The organism is Myxococcales bacterium, from assembly GCA_016717005.1.
In the GTDB taxonomy this organism is placed as follows: Bacteria; Myxococcota_A; Polyangia; order Haliangiales; family Haliangiaceae; genus UBA2376.
This window is the reverse complement of sequence record JADJUF010000019.1, coordinates 77,769-89,196: the sequence shown is the minus strand read 5'-3', so window position 1 is coordinate 89,196 and position 11,428 is coordinate 77,769. Positions and strand designations below refer to the sequence as shown.

Annotated in this window: 11 protein-coding genes; 5 read left to right on the top strand and 6 right to left on the bottom strand. The window is 74.8% G+C overall.

Annotation, left to right across the window (positions count from 1 at the left end; translation table 11 throughout):
• The first annotated feature begins 39 nt into the window (after positions 1-39).
• Both IPL61_17540 and IPL61_17535 read left to right on the top strand, forming a co-directional pair.
• Entirely contained in the window at positions 40-519 is a 480-nt protein-coding gene (locus IPL61_17540) for a zf-TFIIB domain-containing protein (protein MBK9033042.1), read from the top strand.
• 5 nt (positions 520-524) lie between these two features.
• Positions 525-821, top strand: coding sequence for a hypothetical protein (locus tag IPL61_17535; GenBank protein MBK9033041.1), 297 nt, complete (start codon positions 525-527; stop codon positions 819-821).
• A gap of 17 nt (positions 822-838) precedes the next feature.
• On the opposite strand, the gene IPL61_17530 is transcribed toward IPL61_17535, so the two are convergent.
• From IPL61_17530 to IPL61_17505, 6 genes are all read right to left on the bottom strand, one after another.
• Positions 839-1,543 (bottom strand): ABC transporter ATP-binding protein, encoded by a 705-nt coding sequence (locus tag IPL61_17530; GenBank protein MBK9033040.1) that lies wholly within the window; start codon positions 1,541-1,543, stop codon positions 839-841.
• On the bottom strand, positions 1,540-2,793 hold the full coding sequence (locus IPL61_17525; protein MBK9033039.1) for an ABC transporter permease: 1,254 nt from the start codon (positions 2,791-2,793) through the stop codon (positions 1,540-1,542). Before IPL61_17525 ends, IPL61_17530 begins: the two co-directional genes overlap by 4 nt.
• Positions 2,790-3,983 carry an efflux RND transporter periplasmic adaptor subunit gene (locus tag IPL61_17520; protein ID MBK9033038.1) on the bottom strand — a complete coding sequence of 398 codons (1,194 nt, stop codon included), beginning with the start codon at positions 3,981-3,983 and terminating at the stop codon, positions 2,790-2,792. The genes IPL61_17525 and IPL61_17520 overlap by 4 nt, the downstream gene beginning before the upstream one ends.
• Positions 3,984-4,053: 70 nt before the next feature.
• Entirely contained in the window at positions 4,054-4,560 is a 507-nt protein-coding gene (locus IPL61_17515) for an adenylyl-sulfate kinase (GenBank protein MBK9033037.1), read from the bottom strand.
• A complete protein-coding gene (locus IPL61_17510) occupies positions 4,557-5,627 on the bottom strand; it encodes a phosphotransferase (GenBank protein MBK9033036.1) in 1,071 nt (356 codons plus the stop codon). The genes IPL61_17515 and IPL61_17510 overlap by 4 nt, the downstream gene beginning before the upstream one ends.
• 124 nt (positions 5,628-5,751) lie before the next feature.
• Positions 5,752-6,651 (bottom strand): hypothetical protein, encoded by a 900-nt coding sequence (locus IPL61_17505; GenBank protein ID MBK9033035.1) that lies wholly within the window; start codon positions 6,649-6,651, stop codon positions 5,752-5,754.
• 73 nt (positions 6,652-6,724) lie between these two features.
• Here IPL61_17505 and IPL61_17500 point away from each other — a divergent pair, with 73 nt between their 5' ends.
• The 3 genes from IPL61_17500 (at position 6,725) to katG (ending at position 11,265) form a co-directional block, all read left to right on the top strand.
• Positions 6,725-7,864, top strand: a complete 1,140-nt coding sequence (locus IPL61_17500; protein ID MBK9033034.1) for a hypothetical protein — start codon at positions 6,725-6,727, stop codon at positions 7,862-7,864.
• A gap of 48 nt (positions 7,865-7,912) precedes the next feature.
• The gene (locus IPL61_17495; protein MBK9033033.1) at positions 7,913-8,782 is read left to right on the top strand and encodes a DUF2271 domain-containing protein; all 870 of its coding nucleotides are present in this window, start codon (positions 7,913-7,915) and stop codon (positions 8,780-8,782) included.
• A 293-nt stretch (positions 8,783-9,075) separates the two neighbouring features.
• Entirely contained in the window at positions 9,076-11,265 is a 2,190-nt protein-coding gene (gene katG / locus IPL61_17490; GenBank protein ID MBK9033032.1) for a catalase/peroxidase HPI, read from the top strand.
• The last annotated feature ends 163 nt before the right edge of the window (positions 11,266-11,428 follow it).

Here is an 11,428-nt window from a genome sequence, read left to right as displayed (position 1 = left end):
CCGCCACGCGGCGCCGGCGGGTCGCGATATGCTCGGGCCATGTCCGCCGAGTCAGCCACCGACGTCGTCGATCGCTGTCGCGCCTGCGGGGGCCCTGGGCTCGACGGTGACGGCGTCCGCTGCGGCGCGTGCGGCGGCGCCTGGATCAGCGCGCGGTCGCTGCTCGATCTGATCGCCGACGCCACCGTCCAGCCGCTGGGTCGGCTGCCGTGGGTCGACCGCACCCGCCCGACCACGCGCCCGTGCGAGACCTGCGGCGCGCCGATGCGCACGGTGTCGCTCTACCGGGTCGCGCTCGATCGCTGCGACACCCACGGCGTCTGGCTCGATCCCGACGAGCTCGAGCTGGTGCTGCGCCAGGCCCAGCGGCTGTCGACCCGGTTCGATCCCGGCGGCGCCGCGCCGTGGACCACCGCCCGTTCCGAGGCGATCGGCGACGCGCTCCTCGGCGACCCGACCAGCGCCGACCGCACCCGCCACGACGGCCTGGTCGGCGCGCTGGGCAAGCTGCTCGGCTGACCGCGGTGGCGTTCGCGCTGCCCGCGCCCGAGACCGCCGACGCCCAGGGCCTGGTGTACGTCGGCGGCGATCTCGCGCCCGAGACCGTGATCGCCGCGTACCGCAAGGGGCTGTTCCCGTGGCGCGGCGGCGCCGCGATCCCCTGGTACAGCCCCGATCCGCGCGGCGTGATCGGCGTCGGCGCCATCCACCTCAGCCGGCGCACCCGCAAGCACGCGCGCAGCCGTGGCTGGACGGTCGTGTTCGACATCATCGCCGGCGTCCAGCTCGCCGGCCCGGTCGCGCGCGTGCTGCGCGGCTGATCCAGGCGCTGGCCGCGCTACGCCGACGCCGGTGCCCGGATGATCGCGTCGACCAGCCGGCCGTCGCGCAGGCGCAGCTCGCGCCCGGCCCGGGCCGCGTAGCTCGGCTCGTGCGTGACCATCACGACGGTCATGCCGTCGGCGGCGAGGCGCTCGAAGATGGCGAGCACCGCCGCGCCGGCGGTGGTGTCGAGGTTGCCGGTCGGCTCGTCGGCCAGGAGGATCCGCGGCCCGTGGGCGATCGCGCGCGCGATCGACACCCGCTGCTGCTGCCCGCCCGACAGCTGGGTCGGGCGCCGATCGATCAGCTCACCGATCCCGAGCGACGTCAGCGCCGCGGTCGCGCGCCGGCGGGCCTCGGCCGCGGCGAGGTCGCGGCGCCGCAGCATCGGGATCAGCACGTTCTCGAGGCTGGTGAACTCGGGCAAGAGGAAGTGGAACTGGAAGACGAACCCGAGCCGCTCACCGCGCAGCACGCCGCGGGCGCGATCGTCGAGGCCGCTGGTGGCCACGCCCTCGATCAGCACCTCGCCCGAGGTCGGGCGGTCGAGCGCGCCCAGCAGGTACAGCAGCGTCGACTTGCCCGAGCCGCTCGGGCCGGTGACGCTGACGAACTCGCCGGGCGCGATCGCCAGGTCGAGCCCGTGGAGGATCCGGGTCCGGACCTCGTCGCCGAGGTCGCGCACCAGCGCGCGGGCCTCGAGCGCCGGGACCGCGGTCACGACGCCCCCCGCAGCACGTCGACCGGCTCGACCCGCGACGCCCGCCACGCCGGGATCAGGCTGGCCAGGAGCCCGACGCCGACCGCGAACCCGAACGCCCACAGGTACACGCTGGCGCGCTCGTAGATCGCGAACGTCGACGGCTTCGAGTAGCCCATGCCCGAGGCGCTCTCGATCGAGCGCATCGCCACCAGCACGGCGTGGCCGAGCGCCGCGCCGAGCGCCGCGCCGACCACCGCGACCACGCCGCCCTCGACCAGGAACACCGCCAGCACGTTCCGCGACGAGTAGCCGACGCTCTTGAGCAGCGCGATGTCGCGCCGCTTCTCGAGGACGATCATGATCTGGATCGACAGGATGCCGAAACCACCGACCATCAGCACCGCGCCGATGATGAGCCCGGTGATCATGTTCTGCTGGTCGAACACGCCCAGCATGCTGGCGTTGGCCTCCTGCCAGCTCTCGGCGTCGTAGCCGAAGCGCGCCTCGAGGCCCGCGGCCACGCGCGGGGCGTCGTCGGGCTCGGCCAGGCGCAGCTCGATCCGGTCGATCACGTCGGGGCGCCCGAGGACGGTCTGGGCCAGGCGGGTCGGCACGTAGATGCGGCCCTTGTCGAGCGCGGCGACGCCGGTGTCGAACAGCGCGACCACGCGCAGGCTGACGCGCTCGCCCTGACCCGCGACGCACCCGACCGAGTCGCCGACCCCGACGCCGAGGAGCTCCGCGAGCTGGTAGCCGAGCACCGCCCCGTCGACGGCGCCGCCCAGCTCGTCGAAGGCGCCGACCACGACGAACCGGCGCAGCGGCGTCACCAGCTCCTGCTGGACGGGATCGATGCCGCGCAGCTCGACCGGCACGGTCTTGCTGCCGGCCGACGCCACCGCGCTGCCGACCACCAGCGGCGCGGCCGCGACCACCCCCGGCAGCGCCCGGATCGCGCGCACGGTCTCGCCGGGCCGGACGATGCGGCGCTGGCGATCGGTGCTGGTCTGCCGCACGATCCTGGTCGCGCTCGGGCCGCCCAGGAGGCGATCGACCACCGGCTCGGGCCGCCCGAGGGTGGTGTCGAACATCACCACGTGCGGGCTGATCTGCAGCACGGTGTCGAGGAACTTGGTCTGGAAGCCGCGCATGATCCCGGTGATCGCGATCAGCGTCAGCACGCCCAGCGTCACGCCCAGGACCGCGATGCTGTTGAGCAGCTTGCGGTGCCAGAGCTGGCGCCACGCGATGAACAGCTCGGCCCTCATCGCGGCGCTCGCGCGGCCGCGTCGACGCGGGCGCCCTCGCGCAGCCCGCGCGCGGCGGCGTCGATGATCGCGCGGTCGCCCACGGCGGCGCCGGTCACGACCTCGGCCTCGGTCAGCCCGCGGAGGCCGAGCGTGACCGGGCGACGGACCGCGCGGCCGCCCTCGACGAACCAGGCCCGATCGCCGTCGACCGCCTCGATCGGCACCAGCACCACGTCGTCGCGCCGGGCCACGATCAGGTTGGCCTCGGCGGTCATGCCGACCCGCAGGCCGACGATCGGCTGATCGAGCCGGACCCGCACGGTGTAGGCGCGCCGGACCCGGTCGGGCTCGGGCAAGATCTCGGCGACCGTGCCGGCGAACGCGCGCTCCGGGAACGCGTAGAACGACAGCGCCACCGCCGTGGGCGCCGCGCCGTCGCTGATGCGCGCGATGTCGGCCTCGTCGACGTGCAGCTCGATCAGCAGCGTCCGGGTGTCCGCGACCTCGAACATCGCCTGGTTCTGCGCGACGACCTCGCCCGGCTCGACGTCGCGCCGCAGCACCACCCCGGCGATCGGCGACGTGACCGAGCCGTCGTCGACCTCGAGCGCGAGCGACCCGACCTGGGCCACGAGCTGATCCCGGGTGGCGGCGAGCTCGAGCCGGGCCGAGCGCAGCTGATCGGTCGCCGCCTGGGCCTGGGCGTCGAGCAGCGCGACCTTGGCCCGGGCAAGGTCGAGCTCCGCCTGCGGCACCGCGGCGCTGCGCGCGAGGCGGGCGGTGCGGTCGAGCTCGCGCTGCGCCTGATCGAGCTGGGCCTGCAGCGCCCGCGCCTGGGCCGCGAGCCCGGCGAGCTGCGGCGAGCGCGCCCCGGCCTGGATCTGCGCCTTGGTCAGCTGGGTCTGGCCCTGGCGCAGCGCGAACGCGCGCCCGGGGTTCTCGATCTCGGCCAGCAGCTGCCCGGCCGTGACCACGTCGCCCTCCCGCACCAGGATCCGCGCGACGTGCTCGCTCAGGCGCGCCTTCACCACCACCCGCTCGATCGGCTCGACCGTGCCGGTCGCGTAGACGGCCTCGATCGCGCGCCCGCGGACCACCGGCACCACCGTGACCGCGACCGGGCGCAGCCGACGCACCACGAGGTAGCCGCCGACGCTGGCGATCACCGCCGCGAGCACGAGCCAGGTTCGCCACCGCCGGATGCGCATCACATTGAAGCAATGCAACCGTCGCGCCACGCCCGCGCCACGCGGCGGGTCGCGAGCGCCCAGCGCGTGGTCAAGGATCGATCCCGCCGATCGCGAGGTGCGCCAGGATCTGGTCGACCGCGGTCGCCTCGCGCCCGGGGACCACCACGACCTCGGCGTGCGCTGGCGGCTCGTACGCGACGCCGACGCCAGGCAGCTCGGCCGGCGCCGCCGCGTACAGGCCCTTCGGGTCGCGCCGCCGGCACTCGTCGAGCGGCGTCGCCAGGTAGACCTCGACGAACCGCGGCGTCAGCGTCCGCGCGTGCGCGCGCCACGCCTGCTGGTGGGCGGTCGCGGGGACCAGCACGATCGCGCCGCCGCGCGCCACCAGCGCGGCGAGCCCCGCGAGCGTCCGGTAGAAGCCATCGCGGGCCTCGGGATCGTGGCCGGGCGGCGGCACCAGCGCCGCGCGCACGTCGTCGCCGTCGAGCACCACCGGCTCGCGGCGGGCCTCGCGCAGCCGGGCCTCGACCCGCCGCGCCAGCGTCGACTTGCCCGCGCCTGGGAGCCCGGTGAACCACACGACCGCGCCGGTCACGGCGGCACCTCGTCGGCCGAGGCCACGACCAGCGCCGGCGCCGCCAGCACGCGCTCGACCCAGCCCAGGATCGCGTCGCGCCCGCGCGCCGACAGCCGCGGGTACCAGCGCGGGTTGCACACCACCAGCGCGCGCCACGCCAGCCACGGCGCCGCCACCTCGAGCACCTCGCGGTCGCCGGTCGCGGCCAGCCACCCACGCCAGAGCCGGTGCCACAGCTCCCCGAGCCCGGCCCGCCACGCGCCCGGATGATCGATGGCGAAGAACACGTAGTTCACCGCCAGCGCGGTCAGGTCGTCGGCCGGCTCGCCGACCGACCCGCGGCTGGCGTCGAGCAGCCGCAGCACCCCGTCGGTGTCGAACAGCACGTTGAACGGGTGGAAGTCGCCGTGGATCCGCGCGAGCCGCGGGCCGCGATCGCGCAGCCGCCACCGCCACTCGACGCACCGGGCCTCGAGCGCGCGCAGCCGCGCCGGCGCCGCACCGGGCGCGTCGGTCGGGTAGCCGTCGATCATGCCGAAGATCCCCTCGCCGGCGCCGATGAGGTCGCGCACCGCGCGGGCGTAGACCGGGGGGGGACCACCGCGGGGCGTGTGCAGCGCGGCCAGGTACGCCGCGAGCTGATCGACGCGCTGGCGGTCCGTGTCGGTGACGCCGCGCTCGGCCACGCGCCGCAGGTCGTCCGCGTACGGCGCGCCGTCGGCCCACTCGGTCAGCAGGTACGGCTCGCCGGTGTCGGCCAGTGAGCGCAGGCGCCCATCCGCCGCGATCACGCCCACGTCGAGCGCCGCCACGTGGGCGGGCACATCGGCGAAGGTGTCGTAGGCCAGCACCATCTCGCTGAGGCGATCGGCGCGGCGGTCGTGGCCGAAGGTGTCGGCGCGCGCGGTGTGGAACACCACGACCCGGGCGCGGCCGGCGCCGTCGTGGAAGGCGACGCGGATCGGCACGCCGTAGCCGAGGTCCTTGTGCGTCGCGTCGTCGCCCAGATCGGCGCCCAGCGGCCGCAGGTCGTCGATCACCGCGCCGGCGAATCGCTGCTTGATGAGCTCGCGCAGCGCCTCCATGCACGACCAGGAAGCATCAGCCGTGCCAGCGGGCTCGACCGTCGCGACCGCGTGCACCCCGCGCGTTCGCGGTCATCCCGCATCGAGCGCCCGACGTGCCGGCCGATCGCGCACCCTCTGCGCGTCACCGCGCGCGGCGACGCCGGCCCTGCGCCGCCGTCCGCGGCAGCACCGACGCGATCATGCCGAGCTCGACGATCGACACCAGCAGGAACACCGGCTGCTGCCACACGATCGTCCCCAGCACGACCGCCTGCAGCGCGATCCATCCACCGAGCACCAGCGCCGCGACGGTCGCCAGCCGCAGGTGACCGGGCCGGCGCTGGCGCACCGCCACGCCGCCCGCGAGCTGGCTGCCGCCGACGATCAACGCCAGCACCAGGCCGGGCACGCGGTAGCTGCCGAACGGCGTCGGCGTCAGCAGGTCCGGAGACAGCCGGAGCCACGACCCATCCGGCCGCACCACCAGCATCAACCCGCCCACCACCGCCAGCGCCCCCGTCAGCAAGAACAGCCCGACCAGCGCCGCCGGCCGTCGTGTCGGAACACGTCGCTTCATGCGCCGCATGATTGCACCATGCGGGCCAGCGTTCACCCCGCGCGAGGCGGTCGCGTGTCGCGGAGGATTCTGGCACCGTCGAGCGATGTCGAAGCCGCGCGCGTCCGCCACCGACAAGACGGACAGGAACAAGCCTGCGAGGGCAACGAAGAAGGCTCCAGCCGCCGCGCACAAGCCTCCGGCGACGAGGGCGAGGGCGGCGACGATCACGGCCGCGAGGCCCGCGAAGCCCGGCAAGCCCGCCAAGCCCGCCAAGGCCACGAAGCCCGCGAAGCCCGGCAAGCCCGCCAAGCCCGCGAAGGCCACGAAGCCCGCCACGGCCACGAGGCCCGGCACGGCCACGAAGCCCGCCAAGCCCGCGAAGGCCACGAGGCCCGCCACGGCCACGAGGCCCGCGACGGCCACGAGGCCCGCCACGGCCGCGAAGCCCGCGGCCGGCAAGAAGGCCGCGGCACGGCCGTTCACGCTGTTCGCCGACTACCGCCAGATCCATGTCTGCGATCCCCACGCGGGCGGCGATCTCTCGGACGCGTGGACGGTGCAGGCGGTCGAGGATCGCGTCGCATCGGCCGCGGGCGTCGTCGGCATCGGCACCGAGGCCGTCGACGACGTGCGCGTGACCATCGAGGTGCACGCGGCCCCGCCCGCCGACGACGCGGCGGCCTGGGATCACGTGACGCTGGCCAGCCTCGCGGTCACCGACGGCGCGGTCGCGGTGCTCGGCTGCACCGACTACCTGCCCGACGCGCGGCGGGTCCAGGTCGCGCCGGGCACCTGGCGCGTGCGCGCGTCGCACCGCGGCCTGGCCAAGGGCCCCGAGCAGATCCGCGTGCAGCTGTGGCCGGGATCGGCGTGCGCCGCGAAGGTCGAGCGCCGGTGGTCGCCGCCGGCGTCACCGCCGCCGCCGCCGGTCCCGTCGACGCGCCGGCCGCGCTCCGTCAAGCAGGCGACCCAGGCCGCGCGCCGGGCCGAGACCCAGCTCGCGCTCGAGGTGCTGACCGCGCTCGCGGGCGCCGGTGACGCCGCCGCCGCCGCCGCCGCCGCCGAGCTACACGCCTTCGCCGGCGCCTGGGCCGAGGTCGTGCCGCTGGCGACCGCGCTGGTCGCGAACCCCGCCGCGGTCTACGCCGGCAACGTGTTCACCGATCAGTGCCGGCTCCTGCGCCGGGCCGCGCGCGAGCTCGACGATCCCGGGATCATCAAGCGCGCGGCGAAGGTCGTCCCGGCCAACCTGGCGGCGCGCCGCGACGCGTGCCTGCTGCGCGATCTCGACGCGCGCGCGCCCCGCCCCGAGCGCGACGCCCGCGCGAGCTTCGCCGACGCGGTCGCCACCGCCACGACCGGCAAGCGGTTCGCCGGCAAGCCGGAGGCCCTCGCCGCGCACTGCTTCGCGCTGGCCTCGGTCTACGGCCTCGACGACGAGCTGGTGGCGCGCTGGGATCCCGGCAACCCGGGGCTCGGCTTCGACCAGGCGGTCGAGGTGGCGCGCGCGCTCGCCCGCGCCAACGACCTCGCGCGCGCGTGGGCGGTGCTCGAGCAGCGCCTGTCCGATTGGTACCCGGTCGACGTCGCCCAGGTCGCGCCGGTGATCTTGCTGGTCGACCGCTGGCTGGCGCCGCTGATGACACCGGCGCGGTGCGCGCAGGTCCTCGCGACGCGACGCGGTGGCGAGGCCTGAGCGACTTTTTCGCTAGGCCGGGCGCGATCCGGCGGCGATGATTCCTGGATGGCCGCCCGCACCTCGCTGCTCGCGCTCGTCGCCCTGATCACCGCGGCCCTCGCTGGCGCGGCCGCACCGGCGACGGCGCAGGCGTCGCTGCAGGTGACGTTCAAGACCACCGCCCACGGCGGCAACTACGCCCCGCGCAACGTCGTCGCGGTGTGGATCGAGGACCCCGCCGGCACGTTCGTGAAGACCGTCGGCCGCTGGGCCAACACCCGCCGATCGCACCTGGTGGCGTGGACGGCCAAGGCCGGCGCCGCCGACGTCGACGCGGTGTCGGGCGCGACCCGGCCGGATCACGTGCCGACCCTCAACCTGACGTGGGACCTGAAGAACCGCGCCGGCGCCGAGGTCCCCGACGGCACCTACACGATCCGCATGGAGCTGGCCGATCGCAACTCGAGCACCGCCGCCGAGAACGACCAGGGCACGTTCACGTTCGTCAAGAACGGCACGTCGGCGACCCAGACCAACCTGACCAGCGGCGGCTTCAACACCGTCGGCATCACCTACACCGCGATGGTCAGCGCCACCTGCGGCGACGGCACGCTCGACGCGGGCGAGACCTGCGATCCCATCGCCACCTGCCCGACCTCGTGCCCGGCGCCCGCCGACGCGTGCCAGACCAACACCCTGGTCGGCAGCGCCGCGGCCTGCACCGCCGCGTGCGCGCTCGCGACGATCTCCGCGTGCGGCCCCGACGACGGCTGCTGCCCGGTCGGCTGCACCGACGCCACCGACGGCGACTGCCCGCCCGCTGGCGGCGGCGGCGCCAACACCGTCACCGGCGGCTGCAGCACCGGCGGCGGCCCGGTGCCGCTGGTGGTCGGGCTCGGCTTCGCGCTCGCGCTCGCGGTCCGGCGTCGGCGCTGATCTCGCGCTGATCTCCCGCGCGCCCTCGCCCCTGCCGCCCGCGCTGACCTGCCGGACCACGCGCTGATCTCGCGCTGATCTCGCGCCGCGCTGATCCGCTGACCTGCGCCCCCGCGCGGATCTCGCGCTGACCTGCACGAACCCCGCGCGGATCTCGCGCTGACCTGCGCGACGGTCACCGCCTCGGCGCCCGGCCTGTGATAACCCATAGCTATCACTCCGATACGACCTTGCTCCTGTACGTATCAGCTGAGAAGGGCCATGGTGGAGCAACCCATCCACAGGAGAGAGTCATGTCGACCGAATCGAAGTGCCCGTTCTCGGGCGCGGGCAGCCACGCGGTGTCCGGCGCCCCCACCAACGCCACCTGGTGGCCCAAGCAGCTGAACCTGAAGATCTTGCACCGGTCGTCGACCTCGAACCCGATGGGCCAGGCCTTCGACTACGCCACGGAGTTCGCGAGCCTCGATCTCGACGCCGTGGTCGCCGACCTGACGGCCCTGATGACCGACTCCCAGGACTGGTGGCCGGCCGACTACGGCCACTACGGGCCGCTGTTCATCCGCATGGCGTGGCACGCCGCCGGCACCTACCGCATCGCCGACGGCCGCGGCGGCGCGGGCACCGGCACCCAGCGGTTCGCGCCGCTCGACAGCTGGCCCGACAACGTCAACCTCGACAAGGCCCGCCGGCTGCTGTGGCCGATCAAGCAGAAGTACGGCCGCAAGCTGTCCTGGGCCGACCTCATGGTCCTCGCCGGCACCGTCGCGATGGACACGATGGGCTTGCAGACCTTCGGCTTCGCCGGCGGTCGCGCCGACATCTGGGAGCCCGAGGACGAGATCAACTGGGGCCCGGAGACCACGTGGCTGGGCGATCAGCGCTACAGCGGTGACCGCGCGCTCGCCAACCCGCTCGGCGCGGTGCAGATGGGCCTGATCTACGTCAACCCCGAGGGCCCCAACGGCACGCCCGATCCGCTGGCGTCGGCGCGCGACATCCGCGAGACCTTCGCGCGCATGGCGATGAACGACGAGGAGACCGTGGCGCTGATCGCCGGCGGCCACACCTTCGGCAAGACCCACGGCGCGGCCCCGACCAGCCACGTCGGCCGCGAGCCGGCCGGCGCCGACCTCGAGGAGCAAGGCCTGGGCTGGCGCAACAGCTTCGGCAGCGGCGTCGGTGTGCACACCATCTCGAGCGGCATCGAGGGCGCGTGGACGCCCAACCCGATCCGCTGGGACAACGGCTTCTTCGAGACCCTGTTCGGCTACGAGTGGGAGCTGACCAAGAGCCCCGCCGGCGCCCACCAGTGGAAGCCGCAGGGCACGTCGGGCGACGGCACCGTCCCCGACGCCCACGATCCGACCCGGCGCCACGCGCCGATGATGACCACCGCCGACATGGCGCTGCGGGTCGACCCGATCTACGAGCCGATCTCGCGGCGCTTCCTCGCGCACCCCGCCGAGCTGCACGACGCCTTCGCGCGCGCGTGGTTCAAGCTCACCCACCGCGACATGGGGCCGCGCGCGCGCTACCTCGGCAAGCTCGTGCCGGCGGAGGTGCTGATCTGGCAGGACCCGGTGCCCGCGGTCGATCACCCGCTGGTCGACGCCCACGACCAGGCCGCGCTCAAGGCCACGCTCCTCGCGTCGGGCCTGAGCACCCAGGAGCTGGTCACGACCGCGTGGGCCTCGGCTGCGACGTTCCGCGGCAGCGACAAGCGCGGCGGCGCCAACGGCGCGCGCATCCGCCTGGCGCCGCAGAAGGACTGGGAGGTCAACCAGCCGGCCCAGCTCGCGCGCGTGCTCGGGATCCTCGAGGGGATCCAGCAGGGGTTCAACGCCGCGCACGTCGGGGGCGCGCAGATCTCGCTCGCCGATCTGATCGTCCTGGGCGGCGGCGCCGCGATCGAGGACGCGGCCCGGAAGGCCGGCCACGACGTGACCGTGCCGTTCGCGCCTGGCCGCACCGACGCGACCGACGCGCAGACCGACGTCCCGGCGTTCGCCGTGCTCGAGCCGATCGTCGACGGATTCCGCAACTACGCGCGGGCCGGCTGCGAGGACGCCGCCCCCGAGCTGCTCGTCGACAAGGCCCAGCTGCTCAACCTGAGCGCGCCCGAGCTGACCGCGCTGATCGGCGGGCTGCGCGCGCTCGACGCCAACGTCGGCCAGCGCAAGCACGGCGTGTTCACGACCCGCCCCGGCGTGCTGACCAACGACTTCTTCGTCAACCTGCTCGACATGCGCACGACCTGGCGGCGCTCGGCCGCCGACGCCCACGTCCTCGAGGGCCGCGACCGCACCACCGGGGCGCCGCGCTGGACCGCGACCGTCGTCGACCTGGTGTTCGGCTCGAACGCGCAGCTGCGCGCCGTCGCCGAGGCCTACGCCGCCGCCGACGCCGAGCCGAAGTTCATCGCGGACTTCGTGGCGGCCTGGGCCAAGGTCATGAACAACGACCGCTTCGACCTGGCCTAGCGCGGCGCGGGCGGGGGCGCGCCACTGCCGCGGACGGCGTGGCGCCCTCGGTCGACCGCGGCGTGCGACGTCAGGGCGTGAGCCGCGTGCGCCAGTACCCCGGCGTTCGCTTCTGGTGCGCGACGGCGAGCACGACGATCGCTCGCGGGTCGACCCTCGAGGT

Excerpts from the sequence above, each read along its gene's own strand:
- IPL61_17540 (MBK9033042.1), top strand. The coding sequence starts at position 40 with ATGTCCGCCGAGTCAGCCACCGACGTCGTCGATCGCTGTCGCGCCTGC.
- IPL61_17525 (MBK9033039.1), bottom strand. The coding sequence starts at position 2,793 with ATGAGGGCCGAGCTGTTCATCGCGTGGCGCCAGCTCTGGCACCGCAAG.
- IPL61_17520 (MBK9033038.1), bottom strand. The coding sequence starts at position 3,983 with ATGCGCATCCGGCGGTGGCGAACCTGGCTCGTGCTCGCGGCGGTGATC.
- IPL61_17510 (MBK9033036.1), bottom strand. The coding sequence starts at position 5,627 with ATGGAGGCGCTGCGCGAGCTCATCAAGCAGCGATTCGCCGGCGCGGTG.
- IPL61_17495 (MBK9033033.1), top strand. The coding sequence starts at position 7,913 with ATGGCCGCCCGCACCTCGCTGCTCGCGCTCGTCGCCCTGATCACCGCG.
- katG (MBK9033032.1), top strand. The coding sequence starts at position 9,076 with ATGTCGACCGAATCGAAGTGCCCGTTCTCGGGCGCGGGCAGCCACGCG.